The sequence below is a fragment of the Ralstonia pickettii genome, assembly GCF_000607165.1.
In the GTDB taxonomy this organism is placed as follows: domain Bacteria; phylum Pseudomonadota; class Gammaproteobacteria; order Burkholderiales; family Burkholderiaceae; genus Ralstonia; species Ralstonia holmesii.
Genome location: NZ_JFZG01000004.1, coordinates 289,038 through 308,806, shown reverse-complemented (window position 1 = coordinate 308,806; position 19,769 = coordinate 289,038). Strand labels below are relative to the sequence as shown.

Sequence of the window (19,769 nt, the reverse complement as noted above, 5' to 3'; positions counted from 1 at the left end):
CACAGGAGCGGCAATACGAACGATGGTGGGTGCTGAGAGGCTCGAACTCCCGACCCGCGCCTTGTAAGGGCGCTGCTCTACCAACTGAGCTAAGCACCCGTTCGTACTGCCGGCGTGAGCCGGACTGTCCGGCGCCCGTGTTGTCACCCACGAGCACCAAAGCCCGCTAGTTTAGCGCATCTTTCAGCGCTTTGCCAGGTTTGAATTTCGCAACCTTACCGCCTTCGATGGTGATGGCGGCCCCCGTGCGCGGGTTGCGTCCATTACGTGAAGATCGCTTGCCGACCAGGAACGTACCGAAGCCGACCAGCGTGACCGACCCACCGTCGCACAACGCATCTTTGATACCGTCGATCAGCGCGTCAATGGCGCGCCCCGCCGCGGCTTTTGACATGTCAGTTTGCGCCGCCACATGGTCGATGAGATCTGTCTTGTTCATCGTGCCACCTCCCCGAACACCCGCTAGTGTGGATTCATTAAAGTGGCCGCCAATCGACGTGTCAAGGCGAAGAACTGTGTGCTACACGTCGCAGCCTGCGCAAAGAAAAAGGGCCCGAACATGTCGGGCCCTTCCTCAACCTTGGCAGGCTACGGTGTCAGTGATGCACCATTTCCTGCGACTTGCCGTCGTCGCCCTTGGCGGGTGCCGGCTTGGCTTCTTCTTCCGGCAGTGGCTCCGGCTTGCGCACCAGCGCGAGTTCCAGCACCTTGTCGATCCAGCGCACCGGCTGAATCTCGATGCTGTTCTTCACGTTGTCCGGAATGTCCGCCAGGTCCTTGACGTTTTCTTCCGGAATCAGCGCCAGCTTGATGCCGCCGCGGTGTGCAGCCAGCAGCTTTTCCTTCAAGCCGCCGATCGGCAGTACCTCGCCGCGCAGGGTGATTTCGCCGGTCATCGCGACATCAGCACGCACCGGAATACCGGTCAGCACCGACACCAGCGCCGTCGTCATCGCAATACCTGCAGACGGGCCGTCCTTGGGCGTCGCACCTTCGGGCACGTGGATGTGGATGTCGCGCTTCTCGAACATCTCATCCTTGATACCCAGGCGCGCCGATCGCGAACGCACCACCGAGCGCGCAGCCTCGACCGACTCCTTCATTACGTCGCCCAACGAACCCGTGCGGGTGATATTGCCCTTGCCCGGCATCAGCGCGGCTTCGATGGTCAGCAGATCGCCGCCCACTTCGGTCCATGCCAAACCGGTCACTTGGCCGACTTGATCTTCCTTGCCGGCCAGACCAAAGTCGAAACGACGCACGCCAAGGAATTTGTCCAGATTGTCCGAATCGACCTTCACGGACGCACTGGCTTCCTTCTTCAGCAGCAATTGCTTGACGACCTTGCGGCAGATCTTCGAGACCTCACGTTCCAGCGAACGCACACCAGCTTCCCGCGTGTAGTAGCGGATGATGTCGCGCAGGGCGGCTTCGGTCACCTCGATCTCACCTTCCTTCAGACCATTGTTCTTGATCTGCTTGGGCAGCAAATAGCGGCGGGCGATGTTGACCTTTTCGTCTTCCGTGTAGCCCGACAGACGAATCACTTCCATCCGGTCCAGCAGCGGTGCCGGAATGTTCAGCGAGTTCGACGTCGCTACGAACATCACGTCCGATAAGTCGAAGTCCACCTCGATGTAGTGGTCCTGGAACGTGTGGTTCTGTTCCGGGTCCAGCACTTCGAGCAGAGCAGAAGACGGGTCGCCTCGGAAATCCGCGCCCATCTTGTCGATTTCGTCGAGCAGGAACAGCGGGTTGCGTACGCCGACCTTCGTCAGGCTCTGCAGGATCTTGCCCGGCATCGACCCGATGTACGTACGGCGGTGACCGCGAATCTCGGCCTCGTCACGCACGCCACCCAGCGCCATGCGCACGAACTTGCGGTTCGTTGCACGCGCCACCGACTGCCCGAGCGAGGTCTTGCCGACACCCGGCGGCCCCACCAGGCACAGGATCGGCGCCTTCAGCTTGTCGACCCGCTGTTGCACTGCGAGGTACTCAAGGATGCGTTCCTTGACCTTCTCCAGGCCGTAGTGGTCTTGATCCAGCACCTGCTCGGCGTTCGACAGGTCGTTATTGACCTTGCTCTTCTTGCGCCACGGCAGGCCGACCAACGTGTCGATGTAGTTGCGCACGACCGTTGCCTCGGCCGACATCGGCGACATCAGCTTGAGCTTCTTAAACTCGGACTCGGCCTTCTTCTTGGCCTCCTTGGGCATGCGGGCGGCCTTGATCTTCTTGTCCAGCTCTTCGAGATCGGCGCCTTCCTCGCCTTCGCCCAGTTCCTTCTGGATCGCCTTGACCTGCTCGTTCAGGTAATACTCGCGCTGGCTCTTCTCCATCTGGCGCTTGACGCGGCCACGGATGCGCTTTTCCACCTGGAGGATGTCGATCTCACCTTCCAGTTGCGAGAGCAGGCTCTCCAGACGTTCGGTCACGTTGAACATCTCGAGAATCTTCTGCTTCTGCTCGAGCTTGATCGGCAGATGCGCGGCGATGGTGTCGGCCAGACGACCCGGCTCATCGATGCCCGACAGCGACGTCAGGATCTCAGGCGGGATCTTCTTGTTCAGCTTCACGTACTGATCGAACTGCGACACGATGGCGCGACGCAGCGCCTCGGTCTCGGCCGATTCAGTGGGTTCCGGGCCGACGGGCACAGCTTCGCAGAAGAAGTGCGATTCGTCGTCGGTAACGGACAGAATGTTGGCGCGCTGCGTGCCCTCGACCAGCACCTTCACGGTGCCGTCCGGCAGCTTCAGCATCTGCAGAATGTTGGCGATACAGCCGACCTCGTAGAGATCCTTGTCGGTCGGCTCGTCCTTGGCGGCGGTCTTTTGCGCCACGAGCATGATGCTCTTGCCCGCCTCCATCGCAGCTTCCAGTGCCTTGATGGATTTGGGGCGCCCCACGAACAGCGGAATCACCATGTGCGGAAACACCACCACGTCACGCAGCGGCAACAGCGGCAGGCGAATCTGCTCAGCGGGTAAAAGTTGGGTTCCGGACATTATTTTCCCCAGAAAGTCATGTAAGGGCTAAATTGGGCACAGCGACGGTTTTACAAGACCGCTGCTGCAAGTCGCATGCCGACCCAGTTTCCCGAAGCAAAAAAGCCGCTCGCGAGCGAACGGCTTCCTGCTTGGGACGCATACTGCGCATCCCGGCCGGGCATTCGCGTCAGTTGGAACCTGCAACCTTGGGTTGCTCTTCGTAAATCAGCAAGGGCTTGCCCTCGTCGGAGATCGTACTTTCATCGATCACCACCTTCTGCACACCCTTGTGGTTGGGGAGGTCATACATCACATCCATCAAAGCGTGCTCGACGATGGAACGCAGACCGCGCGCCCCCGTCTTGCGCTTGATCGCCTTGCGGGCGATTGCCGTCAGCGCGCTCGGACGAATTTCCAGTTCCACCCCTTCCATTGCCAGCAGCTTCTGGTACTGCTTGACGATTGCATTCTTGGGCTCGACCAGGATTTCCATCAAGGCAGCCTCGTCGAGCTTGGCCAGCGTCGCCACCACGGGCAGACGGCCGATCAACTCGGGAATCAGACCGAACTTGATGAGATCTTCTGGTTCCACTTGCGGCAGCACTTCGCTGACGTCGCGCTCTTCCTTGCTCTGCACCTCCGCACCAAAACCGATACCGGTCTTGTCGGAGCGCTGCATGATGATCTTCTCCAGACCATCGAACGCCCCACCGCAGATGAACAGGATGTTGGTTGTATCAACCTGCAGGAAGTCCTGGTTCGGATGCTTGCGACCACCTTGCGGGGGCACCGACGCCATCGTTCCTTCAACCAGCTTGAGCAGCGCTTGCTGCACGCCTTCTCCAGAAACGTCCCGGGTGATGGAAGGGTTGTCAGACTTGCGCGAAATCTTGTCGATCTCGTCGATGTAGACGATGCCGCGCTGGGCCTTGTCGACCTCGTAATTGCAGTTCTGCAGCAGCTTCTGGATGATATTTTCGACATCCTCGCCTACATAACCAGCTTCGGTCAGCGTAGTGGCGTCGGCGATGACGAACGGCACGTTCAAGAGACGCGCCAGCGTCTGAGCGAGCAAGGTCTTGCCGGAGCCAGTTGGCCCGATGAGCAGGATGTTGCTCTTCGACAGCTCGACATCGTCCTTCTTGCCGAGGTGCTTCAAACGCTTGTAATGGTTGTAAACCGCGACCGCCAGGATCTTCTTGGCCTGCTCCTGACCGATCACATATTGGTCAAGGCTCTGGCGAATTTCATGTGGCGTGGGCAGATCGGACTTGACTGCCAGACCCCCTTCCTTTTCGGAGATGGCAGCTTCGTCCCGGATGATCTCGTTGCACAGGTCGATACATTCATCGCAGATGAAGACCGAGGGGCCGGCAATCAGTTTCTTGACCTCATGCTGACTCTTGCCGCAGAACGAGCAGTACAGCAGCTTTTCGCCAGTCGAGCCTTTCTTGTCCGCCATAACGATTACCAGTAGTTCTTGGCAGCATCATACGCCAAATTATCTGGCGACGATCCGCAGGTGTTGTTCAAAGCAAAAACGAGGCGCGAGGCCTCGTTTTTGACACCGCTTGACATGTTTGACGCGGTTAACCGGTGTGTCGTGGAGCGCACCGACAATACCGCCTACCGCGCACATCAGCGCATGACTTCGACACTTCAGCGCTTGGCGATGACCTGGTCGATCAGGCCGTATTCCTTGGCCTGTTCGCTGCTCATGAAGTTGTCACGATCAGTGTCGCGAGCGATCTTGTCAACTGGTTGACCGGTCGCTTCCGAAAGCACAGTGTTCAGGCGCTCGCGCAGGTACAGAATCTCGCGCGCCTGGATCTCGATGTCCGAAGCTTGGCCACGTGCACCGCCCAGAGGCTGGTGAATCATGATGCGCGAGTTCGGCAAGGCCAGGCGCTTGCCCTTCGCACCGGCCGCCAGCAGGAACGCGCCCATGCTGGCTGCCATGCCCATGCAGAGCGTGGACACGTCCGGCTTGATGAACTGCATCGTGTCGTACATCGCCAGACCGGACGATACCGAACCGCCCGGCGAATTGATGTACAGCGAGATGTCCTTGTCCGGATTCTCGCTTTCCAGGAACAGCAACTGTGCCACCACGAGGTTGGCAGTCTGGTCGTTGACCTCGCCCACCATGAAAATCACTCGCTCCTTGAGCAGGCGCGAGTAGATGTCGTAGGCGCGCTCGCCGCGGCCCGACTGCTCGACCACCATCGGCACCAGACCGAGCCCCTGCGTTTCGAGCGCGGAAGCCTGGGTGCGGGCAAGTTGGTCGATCAGTTCATTGCGGATCATGCGGTTCTCCGGTGCTTATTTCGGAAACTCTATCGATCGAATCAGCCTTGCGCCGGGGTGGCGGTCAGCTCTTCGAACGACACAGCCTTCTCAGTTACCTTGGCCTTGTCGCACACAAAATTTACCACGTTGTTTTCGAGCACGTAGGCTTCCATCTCGGCCAGGCGCTGTTGGTCGCCGTAGTACCAGCGGATGACTTCCTTCGGATCTTCGTAGCTCTTGGCAAACTCTTCGATCTCGGCCTTGATCTGTTCCGGCTTGGCTTCCAGGCCGTTGGCCTTCACGACTTCGGCCAGCACCAGACCCAGCTTCACACGGCGCTCGGCTTGCTGCGTGAACATCTCGGCCGGGATCGGCATGTTCTTGGCGTTCGGCATGCCGCGCGACTCGAGGTCACGGCGCGCCATTTCAACCAGGCGCTCCTGGTCTTGTTCGACCAGCGACTTCGGCACGTCCAGCTCTGCTACCTTCAGCAGCGCTTCCATGACTTGGTCCTTGAGCAGCGCGTGCGTGCGGCGCTTGACTTCACGCTCGAGGTTTTCGCGGATGTCGGCGCGCATCTTGTCGAGGTTGCCGTCGGCGATGCCCAGCGATTGCGCGAAGGCTTCGTTGACTTCCGGCAGGTGCGCCCACTCGACCTGCTTGAGCGTGACGGTGAATTCAGCCGTCTTACCGGCGACGTCCTTGCCGTGGTAGTCCTCGGGGAATGCCAGCGGGAATTTCTTCGAGTCGCCCTGCTTCAGGCCCAGCGTGGCTTGTTCGAACTCGGGCAGCATGCGGCCTTCACCCAGCACAAAGCTGAAACCTTCAGCCTTGCCGCCGGCGAATTCCACGCCATCGATCGTGCCGACGAAATCGACCGTCACGCGGTCGCCGTCCTGTGCGACGGCTGCACCGCCGTCGCCATGCTCGCCGGCTTCGCCGCGCGGGTGGTAATGCACGCGTTGCTTGCGCAGGATGTCGAGCGTCTTGTCGATCTCGGCATCGGTGATTTCGGTCTTGGTGCGGGTCAGTTCCGCGCCAGCCAGATCGCCGAGCTTAACTTCCGGATACACCTCGAAAGTGGCATCGAACGCGACTTGGTCATCGGACACGCCTTCGGTCTTCAGCTCGAAGCGCGGTTGGCCGGCAACCTTCACGCCTTGCTCGTTGGTGATGTCGAAGAACTGACGGGCGGCCTTGTCGTAGCGCACCTCGAATTCGACTTGTTGGCCGTATTGCTTCTCGACCATCTTCATCGGGACCTTGCCCGGGCGGAAGCCGGACATCTTGACGGTCTTGGACAGACGCGCCAGACGGCTTTGCTTCTCTTGCTCCACTTCGGCCTTCGGGACAGCCAGGGTCACTTTGCGATCAAGCTTGCCGAGGTTTTCGATAGTCGACATGGTCGTAATTCCAGATTCAGAAGATGGTTGCGTCGAACGGCGCAGCGCCAGCAGCAGCCGTGGTTCAAAGTTCTTGGTCTTGCCGGGCTTGCAGGAATGCGGCGCGAGGGCCGCTTCACTGCACAATGCGCGGCACAACGGGCGCGTTCAGGCTGGCAAACGCAAAACGCATATTATGGCATGGAACGTTCACCGGCCCTGATTTTTTGGGTCGGAACGCTTGGAAAACCCTTCAAACGGGGCGTTAATCCAGTGGCCCCGCGATTTCGTTTTCCGCGGGTGCGGCGGCCTGCTCCTGCGTGCGTCGATGCTGCAATGCCCGCAGGGTAAAGCGGCCAGGATCAAGCGCTGCGGCCAGATCGGATTCAAGCGGCAACGGACCACCGTCGATCTGGGCCGCAAGCAGTTCCGCGCCCAGCACCGACCATGTGAGCCCGCGCGAGCCATACGCAAGCGCCGCATACAGCCCGGCGAGGCGAGGCAGTTGCGCGTGCGGGCCGCGCAAACGAAAGCCGGGCGCCATGGCCGCCGCCTCATCCACCAGTGGGCCGATCAACGGCAACCGATTCGCGGAAACGCACCGCACACCGACATAACCATGCAGCGCTGCAGGATCTAGCTTCGCCAGCGCGCCCGATTGCTGCGGCTGCAACCGGGCCAGTCGTCCGAGATTGGCCGCGTGATCGGCGATGCGCTCGGCCAGATCGGATTCGCCCGGTTGGAACGACGAGCCCATGCGCACCGTTTTCGCACACGATTCGGCGGGCAGCAGGTAACCATCGCCGCAGACGACGGTTTTCGGCCACGCGGCACCCGCCTCCAAACTGCTCACGGGCACATCGGTGAGTTGACCGCGCACTGGCTTGAGCGACGCAGATGTCAGCGGAGCCAGGCGTGCGGCACCAAAGCTGTTGGCGAGGACGACGACCGGCGCGCTCGCAATCACCTTGCCTTGGGAATCCAGCGCATGCCATTGATCGCCGACTTGGCGCAGCGATTCGACGTGCGCATTCCAACGCGCATCAACTGCGGTGCCAGCAGCGGCGAGATTGGCGCGACAAACATCAGGCGGCGCGACCCACCCGGCTTGCGCAAACCACCAGCCGCCCTGCGGCACGCTGGCACCGACGCGCCGGGCGGCTTCGTCCACGTTGAGCCAATCGATGTAATCGGTCGGATAGCCGAGCGCTTGCACGATGCGTTGCTGCTCGACAGCGTCGTCGGCGTGTTCGGCGAGTTGCAGTACGCCGGTGGGTTGGAAACCTGTGGCAAAGCCGGCGCGATCGAGTGCGTCCCAATGGCGGCGTGCGAGCAGGTTGCCGGCGCGCGATAAGCGCGAGAGCACGCTGTCGTCGATGGACACATGCGGGTGCATGGCCGCTGCGCGGTGGGCCGACGTGCCGCGCCCGGGGCCGTCGTTTGCGTCGATAAGCGTGATGCGCCAGCCGCGCGATGCGAGCCGCTCGGCAACAGAGCAGCCCGCAAGCCCGGCGCCAAGCACGATGGCGTGACGCTGGCTCCAGGCGGGCGCTTCAGCCGGCCCACGCCGTGTGCGCCAATGGGTTGGGAACTGCGCGACGGTCATGTCGCGCTTGGAGCCGAAACCGGGCGCCTTGTGCACCTCGAAGCCGGCCTCCTGCAAGCCGCGTCGCACGAATCCTGCAGCGGTGTACGTGGCCAATGTGGCGCCCGCGCGAGCGACTCGCGCAAGCTGCTTGAACACGCGAGGCTGCCACAGATCAGGGTTCTTGGCAGGAGAGAACCCGTCGAGATAGAACGCGTCGGCGGCGCACGGCAGTTGTGGCAGCGTCTCCATCGCATCCCCAAACAGTAGCGTGAGGGTGACGCGGCCGCCGTCGAACTCCAGGCGATGCACGCCGGGTACCGGCACTGGCCACGACTGACGGAGCATCTCGGCCAGTGGGGCCAGCGCGCCGCTTTTCGGATGCACGATCGACAAGCCAGCACGATCGAACGGATGCTTCTCAATCGAGACGAAATCGAGCCGAGCACAACGCTGCGGATCGTCGCGCCATGTAGCCCATGTGGCTAGGAAATTGAGGCCCTGGCCGAAGCCGGTTTCGACGATGGTGAAGGTGCGCTTGCCCTGCCACGCGGCCGGCAAGCGGTTGCCGCCCAGGAAAACGTGATGCGCCTGCGCCAGACCGCCCTCAGCGCTGTGATAGACGTCGTCGTATTGCGTGGAGAACGGCGTGCCGTCCGACGTGAGCTGAGGCGTGGCGAGAACGAGGCCGCGTGGCATGGAACACCCTGGGAGGAAGCGGCGAATTGTAACGCCGCCCACCCCTTGCGCCTTGATCTGAAGCAGTCCGTCTGCCGTCTTCAGGCCAGAGCCTGGGTCCTCCAGACTCACCATCTGCACGATCATCGGATGCTTGGCTGTTGCGGCCAGATAAGCGTGCGGCTCCGCCCCTCCATCCAGTCTCTACGGCGCTGCCAGCCCACGCATGAGGGTGTCAGGCAGCACCTCCGCCGCGCCCTATAGACGGGAATCCGGAAGGGAGCGCAAGGCATCGGCGTTAAGCAGCGAGATGGCTTCAGGCCACATCGTCCCGGGACCGGCGCCGCCACGCCATCAGCGCAACCGCTAGCGCGCCCACAGACAGGCCGATTGCCAGCCCAGTCAACTGCCCGGCGCGACGGGCCTCATCGGCTTGGTGGCGCGCCTCAATCGCCTGGCGCACGGTTTCCCAGAAGGCCTCGCGATGCTCGTTCTCGTCAAAGATGGACATGGCACGCTTCCCCGTTTCGTATGGCTTCCCTTGCCATCGTAGGGAACGTGCGGCAGGTGTGCCACCGCACGTTTCGTGTAGGACGCGGTGCCGGCCGCTACTCAGACGGCAGGCACCGGCTTGCGTGCAGGGCCGTTGAGCGGCCGCGAGACATTGGCGTCACCCTGCCCCAGGTCCCTTGCATCTGCGCGCTCGGCGGTGGACAACTCGTCTGCGCGGTAGCCTGTGCGGTTGAGCAGCACCAGCGTGCACGCCAGCGACACCAGCGCATACAGCGCCGACGACACCGCCACGCCCACGATATTGCCGCTCCTGTTGAGCATCCACTGCGCAAATACGGGCGTGCCGCCACCCACCACAAGCGAACACAGTTGATACGCCAGCGACAAGCCCGTATAGCGAATGCGCGTCGGGAACACGCGCGCCAGAATACCGCCGATGGCGCCATAGAACATCGAATGCGGAATCGTTGCCAGGCACATGCCGAGCAGCGCAATCCAGACCACCTTGGTTTCGATGGCAAAGAACATCACCGGCATGAGCAGGAATTCAGGCAGCACCATCAGGCAGATCGCTCGACGCATGTCCATGCGCGAGACCAGCCATGCACCGAGTGGCTGCGTAATGAACTGCACGACCAGCGCAATCGCGATGATGCCGAGGAAGGTGTCCTGCGCGTAGCCGAGTTCCTTGGTAGCCCACGCGAGCGCGAAATTGCTCTTCAGGTACGTCACGTGAATGAGCGGCAGCGTGCCCGCACCCAGCAGCACGAGGCCCCAGTGGTCACGCACCACGTCTTTGAGCGGCAGTTTGACGGTCTTCTTCTGTGCCAGCACGCGTTTCATGTCATCCGACTCTTCCAGCTTCAGGCGGATGACCATGCCGACAATCACCAGCAGCGCCGACAGCAGGAACGGCACGCGCCAGCCCCACAGCAAGAACTGCGGTGTCGGCAATGCGCTCAGGGCAAAGAACACCAGCGTCGCCAGCAGGTTGCCCGTTGGGGAACCCTGCTGTGCAAACGCCGAGTACAGAATGCTCTTGCGCTTGGGCGCGCTCTCGCTGGCGATCAGCACCGCACCGCCCCACTCGCCGCCCACCGCCACACCCTGGATCACGCGCAGCACCACCAAGCCCACTGGCGCCCACATGCCGATCTGCGCATAGCCCGGGAGCAGGCCGATTCCCATCGTCGCCACGCCCATCAGGATGAGCGTGATGATGAGTGTGGTCTTGCGGCCGATCTTGTCGCCAAGGTGGCCGAAGATGATCCCGCCGATGGGGCGCGCCGCAAAGCCTGCCCACAGCGTGACGAACGACAGCAGTGTGGCGATGCCAGGGTCCAGCGTCTTGGAGAAGAACACCTTGCCGAAGACAAGCGCGGCAGCAAGGCCGTAGATGTAGAAGTCGTACCACTCGATGGTGGTGCCGATAAACGCGGCTACCGCAGCCCGGCGCGGTTGCAGGTTTGCGGCCGCGTCGGTCTGGGGCGCAGGCTGGTGAGGCATGTTTGTCTCCTTGGTGGTACTGCTGGTTTGGCGCAGCCTCTGCTGGGCTGTCTGCCTTGTTGTGGTGAACCTGCTTTATTTCATTTCAGAACGCCGGCCTGGAACAAGCGCTGACGGGTGTCTGCGTCAATGCCGAGCGACGCGAGCACGGCATCGGTATCGGCACCAAGTGCGGGCGGAGCGTTGCGATACGTGGCCGGCGTGCGCGACAGCTTGATCGGCGAGCCGGTCCCACGGTAATCACCCAGCTCGACCACCATCTGCCGGTGCAGCGTATGCGGATGGCGCGCCACTACATCGACACTCAACACGGGCCCGCACGGAACGCCGCCATGGATCAGGTCTTGCGCAAGCGTCTCGCAGTCGAAGCGCGCCAGGTGTGCTTCCAGCGCGTGCTTCAGCGCCGCGCGATGCGCGCAGCGGCTGCGGTTGCCGGCAAAGCGCGCGTCTTGCGCCAATTCCGTCGCACCGATATGCGCGCACAGCTTGGCGAACTGGCGATCGTTGCCCACCGCCAGAAAAATCGGCGCGGTACCGGTCTGGTAGCTGTCGTACGGCGCGATGTTCGGGTGCGCATTGCCGCTGCGCTGTGGCACCTTGCCCGACCCAAAGTAGTTGGGCAGATGCGGATGCAGCAGCGACACGCCGCAGTCATACAGCGCAATATCGATCGATTGCCCGCGCCCGCTCTTCTCGCGCTCGGCCAGCGCGAGCAAGATGCCGGCGAGCGCGTTGAGCCCGGTCACCATGTCGACGATCGGCAGGCCGACGCGCATCGGGCCACCGTCGCGTTCGCCGTTGACGCTCATCAGGCCGGCCATGGCCTGGATGGCGGCGTCGTAGCCGGGTAGCCCACCGAGCGGGCCGTCAGGGCCGAAGCCGGAAACGGCGCAGTGGATCAAGCGCGGAAAGCGCGGTTGTAGGTCGCGCTCGAAATCCATGCCCCAGCGGGCGAGCGTGCCAGGCTTGAAGTTCTCGACCAGCACATCGGCGTCTTCCAGCAATTGCCAGAGCACGGCGCGGCCCTCTTCGTTCGACAGGTCGACCGAGATACCGAGCTTGTTGCGGTTGACGCCGTTGAAGTACCAGGCGGTATCGCTCTCGTCGAACGGCGGGCCCCAGGTGCGCGTCTCGTCTCCAACAGGCGGTTCCAGCTTGATGACCTGCGCGCCGTGATCGGCAAGCGCCTGCGTGCAATACGGCCCACCGAGCACCCGGCTCAGGTCGATGACCTTCAGGCCGTGCAACGCGCCGTTGATTGCGTTCATTGCGCGCCTCCGGTCGGCAAGGCCTGCATGGCCAGCGCAAATGAGACCTCGCGCTGCTTGACGAGCGCATCGAGCAGCAAGGCGTCATCGTTCGCGGGCAAGGCCAGCGGATCGACCGGCAGCAGGTTGTGACGTAGCACCAGATGCGCAAGCGCCAGCCGGCGATGGTCCGGCGCCAGACGCACGCCCTCCACCGCCATGAAGATGGCCGTGGTGATGTGATACAGCGCGGACCCTGCCTGACGCACCAGTTCGTCGCTGCCGTCTTCAGCCACTTTGGCGATTGCGCGGCATACGCGGTCGAGCGTGGCGCGCAACAACGCATCGCTCTGCGCCGGCAGCGTGACGCCATCGAGCATGCCGATGAGATATGCACGCAGTGGTTCCAACGCGCCTTCGCGCTTCACAGCGCGTGCAATGTCAAGCGCGACGATGTTGCTGGTCCCCTCCCAGATGGAGCCCAGATGGGCGTCACGCACGAGGCGCGCATCGCTCCACTCTTCGATGTAGCCGGTGCCACCGCGCACTTCCATCGCGTCTCCGGTCACGCGGCGGGCGTCGCGGCAAGCGCGGAACTTGATGAGCGGCGTCAGGATGCGCACGCATTTGGCGGCTTGCACGTCGCCCGCATCCGCCAGCGGCAGCAGTTGCGCGATCTGCATGAACATCGACCGCGCCTGCTCAGTCGGCAGCAGCATCTTCAGAAGCTGGCGCTGCATCAACGGCATGTCGATCAGCTTGCGGCCAAAGGCTTCGCGGTTGCGCGCAATGTGCAACGCTTCGGTGGTGGCGCGGCGCATCAGGCCGGCAGCACGCACGCCGTTCGACAGGCGCGACATGTTGATCATGTCGGCCATCTGGTGGAAGCCTCGGCCGATCTCGCCGATGAGGTATGCGGTGGCGCCTTCAAGCACGATCTCGCCGCTGGCCATCGAACGGGTGCCCAGCTTGTCCTTCAAGCGGACGATGCGGTAATGGTTGCGCGAGCCGTCGCGCAGCGTCTTGGGCAAGAGGAACAGCGCCAAGCCGTTGATGCCGGATGGCGCACCGTCGGGTCGGGCGAGCACCATAGCGAGGTCGGCATCGGCGTTCGAGCAGAACCATTTATCGCCGTACAGCCGCCAAGCTTGCGTGCCGTCGGGCGCGGTTTCCAAGGCGGCGCGCGTGGCAATGCGGGCGACGTCCGAACCGGCAGCCTGCTCGGTCATGAACATCGCGCCCTGGTACAGCACATCAAAGTCACGCGAAGCCAGCATCGGCAGATAACGCGCCACCAACGCCGCATCGCCGAACTTGCGCAGCGTGCGCGTGAGCGAATCCGTCATGCTGACCGGGCAGCAAAGGCCGAACTCGGCCTGTACGAACAGATAGGTGAGCGCGTATTTGACCAGCGGCGGCGGTGCGTCGCCGACATGGCTCATCGATGCGAGACCAAGCTCGGCATAGGCCACGCGTTCCAGCGCAATGTAATCGGGGTGCTTGTCGATGCTCTGCAAGGGCTCGCCGCGGCGGGTGCGGTGGCGAAGCTGCGGCGGGTTGTGATCCGCGCTGATGGCCCAGGCGTCAAGTTCGTCCGAGGCGCGCTGGCCGAGCGACGTGAGCTGGGGCTCCAGCTCGCGGTATCGGGCGTCGCCCAGATACAACCGCAAGAGGCGACCGAGGTCAGGATCGACGTGAAAGAAATTGATGCCCCGGCTGTCGGGGATGTTTTGGTGGCCGCTGGGATGGGTCATAAGCGGCTCGCGGGCGATGTCGTTCATGCGGGTGGCCTCGCTGTCTCCTGTTTTGTCCGGCCAGCATAGAAACGCCATCGATAATCGTCCAATACAGGTTTTATCCGGTACGATAAATATTCCTTATCGTTTAACAAGACGGCCATGGACCTGAAACAGCTGCGCTACTTCGTTGCCGTGGCGGAAGAACTGCACTTCGGGCGTGCGGCACAACGGCTGTTCATCTCGCAGCCCGCACTGAGTTTCGACATCCGCAAGTTCGAAGATCAGCTGGGCGTGCAACTGCTCGCGCGCACCAACAAGAGCGTGGCGCTCACCAACGCCGGCCAGGTGCTATTGGATGAGGCCCGCAAGCTGTTGCAGCAAGCGGCGGAAGTCGAGCGCATCACACAGCGCTCCGCCCACGGGCTGGCGGGCCGGCTTCGCGTGGGCTTCGTCAATTCGATGCTGTATCGGGGCCTGCCGCGCGCGGTGGAGCGCTTCGAGGCCGACCACCCGGCCGTGGAAATCATCCTGCGCGAGATGAACACCGGCGAGCAGGTCCAGGCGATCCAGCGCCAGCAGATCGACCTGGGCTGCGCGTACTGGGGCACGTTTCCCGCCGAGGTCGTTTCCACGCCGATCTTCTCGGAACCCTTCGTCGCCTGCTTGCCCGCTGGCCACGCGCTGGCGCGTCGCAAGAGCCTGGAGCTGGACGCACTTGCGCAAGAGCCGTTCATCCTCTTTCCGCGCACGGTGTCGCCGCACTATCACGACCTGATCATCGCGCTGTGCGTGGATGCGGGCTTCAGCCCCGTGATTCGTCACGAGGCACGGCTGTGGCAAACGGTGGTGACGATGGTGGGATTCGGCATGGGCGTGGCGCTGGTGCCCAAGACGCTGCAACACGCCGGCGACGCGCGTGTCAGCTTTGTGCCGCTGGCTGGCGGCAAAAAAGAATCGCCCGTGCTGTCATTGCGACGCACGGGCGATGCAGAGCCGGTAGCAAGCCGCTTTCTCGAGTACCTCGAAGCCGCGGCGCAAGAGAACGTGAAGCCCTGAGGGCTTAACTCACAGCGTCTTGCTGAGGAAGATCCGGCTCGTACCAGGCGGATCGCAAGGTACCTCTCCAAACCGTACCCAGCCGTTGCGTTCGTAAAACTGCGGCGCCTGAAAGCTGATCGTATAGACCACCGCCGAGCGGCAACCGCGGCGGCGGCCCTCGTCTTCAAACCGGCGCAACACCTCAGTGCCAATGCCCATGCCGCGCAACGTCTCGGGCAGATGGAACAGATCGAGAAACAGCAGCCCCAACGATGTCCGCCCGCTCGCGCCGCCCACCACGTCGCCGCTCTGCGGATCGCGGACCAGCACCGCAAGCGGTTGCCGGTCGCCATAGCCGACGTGTTGATCGTTGAAGTGGTTCAGCCCGTTGCCGATGATCTGGATCGATTCGTCATCCGCCTCGTTGGTGACGATGATTTCTGGAGCGTGCATGCCAGCCCTACTGTGTTCGGGCCGGCAGGTTGACGGGGCTCGACTGCGCTGGCGGACGCATATGCGGCATCATGTTCGCGTTCAGGTGGTACATCACCCAGAGTGAACCGCTAAGCGTAATGACCACCAGCACCAGCGTGAACATCAGCGACAGCATGTTCCAGCCGCCCTCGGACTTGGCGTTCATGTGCAGGAAGTAAATCATGTGCACCACGATCTGCACCGCCCCGATGAGCAGGATCGCCACCGCCGTGGTCGATGATCTGTCGAAGACGTTCCCCATCACCAGCCAGAACGGAATCGCCGTCAGGAAGACGGACAGCACAAAACCCGTCAGGTAACCGCCCAGCGTGGCGTGCGGTCCGACCTCTTCTTCGTGGTGATGACCATCGTGGGTATCACCGTGGCCGTTCATCGTTTGATCTTGCGCGCTCATGGCAGCGTTCCCATCAGGTAGACGAAGGTAAAGACGCCGATCCAGACAACGTCCAGAAAGTGCCAGAACATCGACAGGCACATCAGCCGGCGCTTGTTGGCAGTGATCAGCCCGTGCTTTGACACTTGCAGCATCAGCACGATCAACCAGATCAGGCCAAACGTTACGTGCAGCCCGTGCGTGCCGACCAGCGAGAAGAACGAGGTCAGGAACGCGCTGCGCGTCGGCCCCGCGCCCTCGTGTATCAGGTGCGCGAATTCGTAAAGCTCCACCGCAAGAAACGCAGCGCCGAAGACCCACGTGATGGCCAGCCAGATCTGCATGGCCGAGACCTTGTTCTGCTGCATCTGCAGCATCGCAAAGCCATAGGTGATGGACGACAGCAGCAGGAACGATGTGTTGAGCGCCACCAGCGGCAGCTCGAACAGTTCTGCCCCGGTGGGCCCGCCTGCATACTCGCGGCCCAGCACGCCATACGCGGCAAACAGGCACGCAAATATCAGGCAATCGCTCATCAGGTACAGCCAGAACCCGAGCAGCGTGCCATTTGGCACATGGGGCTCTTCGGTGACGTGGAACTGGTAGCCGCCCGGCGGGACGTCATCCACCGTGGTGGTACCCGTGGGGCCGGTCACATGCAGGGATGTGGTCGTTTCAGCCATGGCCTGCCATCAGTTGGGTGCGCGATGCTTCGGTCCGGACCACATCTTCCGCCGGGATGTAGTAGTCGCGCTTGTAGTTGAAGGTGTGAATGATTGCCGAGACGATCGTGGCCGCGAACGACAGGATGGCCAGCCACCAGATATGCCAGATCAGCGCAAAGCCGCACACCGTGGACAGCCCCGCGAGCACGATGCCTGCAGCGGTGCCCTTGGGCATGTGAATCGGCTTGAAGCCCTCCTGCGGACGCCGGTAGCCGTACTGCTTCATCTGCCACCAGGCGTCGGAATCATGTACGAGCGGCGTGAATGCGAAGTTGTACTGCGGCGGCGGCGACGATGTTGACCATTCCAACGTGCGGCCGTTCCAAGGGTCGCCTGTCGTATCTCGCAGTTCCTCGCGGCGCAGGAAGCTCACCACAAGCTGGATCAGGAAGCAGGCAATGCCGATGGCGATCAGCAGCGCGCCAAAGGCGGCGATCTGGAACCAGATCTGCAACGACGCATCGTCGAAATGGTTCATGCGGCGCGTTACGCCAAGCATGCCCAGCCAGTACAGCGGCATGAACGCAACGTAGAAGCCGACAAACCAGAACCAGAACGACGCTTTACCCCACGACGACACGAGGCGGTAGCCAAAGGCCTTGGGGAACCAGTACGTAATGCCGGCCATGAGGCCGAACAGCACGCCGCCAATGATCACGTTATGGAAATGCGCAATGAGGAACAGGCTGTTGTGCAGCGAAAAGTCCGCCGGTGGCACCGCCAACAGCACGCCCGTCATGCCGCCAATGACGAATGTGACCATGAACCCGACTGTCCACAGCATGGGCGGCTCGAAGCGGATCTTGCCGTGGTACATCGTGAACAGCCAATTGAAGATCTTGGCCCCGGTCGGGATCGAGATGATCATCGTTGTGATCCCGAAGAACGAGTTGACGCTGGCGCCCGACCCCATGGTGAAGAAGTGATGGAGCCAGACCAGGTACGACAGCACGGTGATCACGACTGTTGCATAGACCATCGACGCGTAGCCGAACAGGCGCTTGCGCGAATACGTGGCCACCACTTCCGAGAAGATGCCGAATGCGGGCAGCACAAGGATGTAGACCTCGGGGTGGCCCCAGATCCAGATCAGGTTCACATACATCATCGCGCTGCCGCCCTGCTCGACCGTAAAGAAATGGGTGCCGACGTAGCGGTCCAAGGCGAGCAGTGTCACGGCGGCCGTCAGCACCGGAAACGCTGCAACGATGAGCGCGTTGGTGCACAGTGCCGTCCACGTAAAGATCGGCATGCGCATCAGCGTCATGCCCGGGGCACGCATCTTGACGATGGTCACCAGCAGGTTGATGCCCGATAGCACGGTACCGACCCCCGCTATCTGCAATGCCCATATGTAGTAATCGACCCCCACATCGGGACTCGCAAGGATGCCCGATAGCGGCGGATAGGCCAGCCAGCCGGTGCGTGCGAATTCGCCCACGAACAACGACATCATCACCAAGATGGCGCCACCCGTGGTCATCCAGAAACTGAAGTTGTTGAGGAACGGAAACGCCACGTCGCGCGCGCCAATCTGCAACGGCATGACAAAGTTCATCAGCCCCGTCACCAGCGGCATGGCCACGAAGAAGATCATGATCACGCCGTGCGCAGTGAAGATCTGGTCGTAGTGATGCGGTGGCAGGTAGCCAAGGTTGTCGCCAAACGCCACCGCCTGCTGGATCCGCATCATGACGGCATCGGCAAAGCCGCGCAGCAGCATCACGATACCCAGCACGACGTACATGATGCCGATCTTCTTGTGGTCGATGCTGGTGAACCATTCACGCCAGAGATAGCCCCAGAGGCGGAAGTACGTCAGCGCCCCGACCACCACAAGGCCGCCAAGCGCGACGACCGCGAAGGTAGCAAGCAGGATGGGCTCGTGATACGGAATGGCCTCCCACGTCAGGCGGCCAAAGATCATGTTGGCGAGTTCGGAACGCTCGGGCATGGATGTCACCTGTGCCTGTATTGACCAATTCTGGCCGATCAATGTTGGCGAAAAACGTCAAAGGGACTGAAATAGCTGAAAAGCGCAAAGGGCCGGAACGACTCAGGGCCCTCGGCTACCGCAACAGCCTTCGACCGTCGTTGATGGCCGCATCCGGCGCAAACATCGGCATGGCATCGGCCGTATTGCTGGCGGTACAGATTTCCGCCGACGGGTCGAAGCGCCTTACGTTGCGGTTGCTCGCCATGGTGTCGGCCAGGCATGCCTGGCCATCCACACAGCGGTTCAGGATGCGGTCATAAAGGTCTGGCGCCACGCTGGCGTAGCGCTGCACGGGTTCGCTCTCGCTGGGCTTGGCAAGCTTCAGATAGGCGTCCTTCGACAGCGGCGTACCCGACGACTTGACCTGCTGGACCCACCGGTCGAACTCTTCGTTCGACAGCCCATGGAACTTGAACCGCATGTGCGAGAAGCCCGCGCCGCTGTAGTTGGAAGAGAACCCGTCATAGACGCCAGGCCGGTTGATCACCGCATGAAGCTTCGTCTCCATGCCCGGCATCGCATAGACCATGCCTGCCAGCGACGGCACGAAGAACGCGTTCATGACCGTGGTGGCCGTGATGTGGAACGAAATCGGGCGGTCGACGGGTGCAGCCAACTCGTTGACAGTGGCAATGCCTTGCTCGGGATAGACGAACAGCCACTTCCAGTCCATTGCCACCACTTCCACGGTGAGCGGCTTGGTCTCGGCAGGCACCGGACGGTTCTGATCCAGTCTCGTCAGCGGCCGATACGGATCTAGCTGATGGGTGCTGACCCAGGTGATGGCGCCCAACGTGATGATGATCAGCAGCGGCGCAGCCCAGATGGCCAGCTCCAGCACGGTGGAATGGTCCCAATCGGGGTTGTAGTTCGCGTTTTCGGCGCTCTCCCGATATCGCCACGCAAACAGCAGCGTGAGAAAGATCACGGGCACGATGATCAGCAACATCAGGCATGTTGCAATGATGATCAAGTCCCGCTGTCGTACCGCCATGTCGCCAGCCGGCGCCAACAGCACAGCGTTACTACAACCAGCAAGGGTCACCAACAAGGCAATTGCTGCACCTCGCCAAAGCGACCTTCCCGTAATTCCAAGGGGTGTCACTACTGCATTGAAGCGTGGCATGGGTCTCGGAAGTGGCGTTTGGTTAACGTCGCGCTGGGATGGCCCAACGATCTTTCGACTTGTCGTTGCAGTTTAGGCGCTATT

At 62.0% G+C, this 19,769-nt stretch carries 16 protein-coding genes and 1 tRNA gene; 1 reads left to right on the top strand and 16 read right to left on the bottom strand.

Annotated features, from left to right (window positions below; translation table 11 throughout):
- Positions 1-23: 23 nt before the first annotated feature.
- The 11 genes from BG83_RS0104530 to BG83_RS0104480 all read right to left on the bottom strand — a co-directional run bounded on the left by BG83_RS0104530 (position 24) and on the right by BG83_RS0104480 (position 13,974).
- A tRNA-Val gene (locus BG83_RS0104530) sits at positions 24-99 on the bottom strand.
- A 67-nt stretch (positions 100-166) separates the two neighbouring features.
- Complete coding sequence (locus tag BG83_RS0104525) at positions 167-493, bottom strand: HU family DNA-binding protein (RefSeq protein WP_160169388.1); 327 nt, start codon at positions 491-493, stop codon at positions 167-169.
- Positions 494-596: 103 nt separating this feature from the next.
- Positions 597-3,011, bottom strand: coding sequence for an endopeptidase La (lon, locus tag BG83_RS0104520; RefSeq protein WP_024975599.1), 2,415 nt, complete (start codon positions 3,009-3,011; stop codon positions 597-599).
- A 169-nt stretch (positions 3,012-3,180) separates the two neighbouring features.
- Positions 3,181-4,455, bottom strand: a complete 1,275-nt coding sequence (clpX, locus tag BG83_RS0104515) for an ATP-dependent Clp protease ATP-binding subunit ClpX (RefSeq protein WP_009238059.1) — start codon at positions 4,453-4,455, stop codon at positions 3,181-3,183.
- 197 nt (positions 4,456-4,652) lie between these two features.
- Entirely contained in the window at positions 4,653-5,300 is a 648-nt protein-coding gene (gene clpP, locus BG83_RS0104510; protein WP_024975598.1) for an ATP-dependent Clp endopeptidase proteolytic subunit ClpP, read from the bottom strand.
- 41 nt (positions 5,301-5,341) lie between these two features.
- Entirely contained in the window at positions 5,342-6,685 is a 1,344-nt protein-coding gene (gene tig, locus BG83_RS0104505; protein WP_024975597.1) for a trigger factor, read from the bottom strand.
- 244 nt (positions 6,686-6,929) lie between these two features.
- Positions 6,930-8,948 (bottom strand): bifunctional tRNA (5-methylaminomethyl-2-thiouridine)(34)-methyltransferase MnmD/FAD-dependent 5-carboxymethylaminomethyl-2-thiouridine(34) oxidoreductase MnmC, encoded by a 2,019-nt coding sequence (gene mnmC, locus BG83_RS0104500; protein WP_024975596.1) that lies wholly within the window; start codon positions 8,946-8,948, stop codon positions 6,930-6,932.
- A 295-nt stretch (positions 8,949-9,243) separates the two neighbouring features.
- A complete protein-coding gene (locus BG83_RS0104495; RefSeq protein ID WP_024975595.1) occupies positions 9,244-9,438 on the bottom strand; it encodes a hypothetical protein in 195 nt (64 codons plus the stop codon).
- A gap of 101 nt (positions 9,439-9,539) precedes the next feature.
- Positions 9,540-10,946: an MFS transporter gene (locus BG83_RS0104490; protein ID WP_024975594.1), complete on the bottom strand. Its 1,407-nt coding sequence runs from the start codon at positions 10,944-10,946 to the stop codon at positions 9,540-9,542.
- 80 nt (positions 10,947-11,026) lie between these two features.
- On the bottom strand, positions 11,027-12,214 hold the full coding sequence (locus BG83_RS0104485; protein ID WP_024975593.1) for a CaiB/BaiF CoA transferase family protein: 1,188 nt from the start codon (positions 12,212-12,214) through the stop codon (positions 11,027-11,029).
- Complete coding sequence (locus BG83_RS0104480; RefSeq protein ID WP_024975592.1) at positions 12,211-13,974, bottom strand: acyl-CoA dehydrogenase family protein; 1,764 nt, start codon at positions 13,972-13,974, stop codon at positions 12,211-12,213. The genes BG83_RS0104485 and BG83_RS0104480 overlap by 4 nt, the downstream gene beginning before the upstream one ends.
- 117 nt (positions 13,975-14,091) lie before the next feature.
- Here BG83_RS0104480 and BG83_RS0104475 point away from each other — a divergent pair, with 117 nt between their 5' ends.
- A complete protein-coding gene (locus BG83_RS0104475) occupies positions 14,092-14,988 on the top strand; it encodes a LysR family transcriptional regulator (RefSeq protein WP_024975591.1) in 897 nt (298 codons plus the stop codon).
- A gap of 9 nt (positions 14,989-14,997) precedes the next feature.
- Here the strand turns inward: BG83_RS0104475 and BG83_RS0104470 are convergent, their stop codons facing one another.
- The 5 genes from BG83_RS0104470 to cyoA form a co-directional block, all read right to left on the bottom strand.
- On the bottom strand, positions 14,998-15,423 hold the full coding sequence (locus BG83_RS0104470) for a GNAT family N-acetyltransferase (RefSeq protein ID WP_024975590.1): 426 nt from the start codon (positions 15,421-15,423) through the stop codon (positions 14,998-15,000).
- Between the two features lie 7 nt (positions 15,424-15,430).
- Positions 15,431-15,859 (bottom strand): cytochrome o ubiquinol oxidase subunit IV, encoded by a 429-nt coding sequence (gene cyoD, locus BG83_RS0104465; RefSeq protein WP_024975589.1) that lies wholly within the window; start codon positions 15,857-15,859, stop codon positions 15,431-15,433.
- Positions 15,856-16,521 (bottom strand): cytochrome o ubiquinol oxidase subunit III, encoded by a 666-nt coding sequence (gene cyoC / locus BG83_RS0104460; protein ID WP_024975588.1) that lies wholly within the window; start codon positions 16,519-16,521, stop codon positions 15,856-15,858. Before cyoC ends, cyoD begins: the two co-directional genes overlap by 4 nt.
- The gene (gene cyoB / locus BG83_RS0104455; protein ID WP_024975587.1) at positions 16,514-18,517 is read right to left on the bottom strand and encodes a cytochrome o ubiquinol oxidase subunit I; all 2,004 of its coding nucleotides are present in this window, start codon (positions 18,515-18,517) and stop codon (positions 16,514-16,516) included. The genes cyoC and cyoB overlap by 8 nt, the downstream gene beginning before the upstream one ends.
- Before the next feature lie 115 nt (positions 18,518-18,632).
- Positions 18,633-19,685, bottom strand: a complete 1,053-nt coding sequence (gene cyoA, locus BG83_RS0104450; RefSeq protein ID WP_024975586.1) for a ubiquinol oxidase subunit II — start codon at positions 19,683-19,685, stop codon at positions 18,633-18,635.
- Positions 19,686-19,769 lie beyond the last annotated feature (84 nt).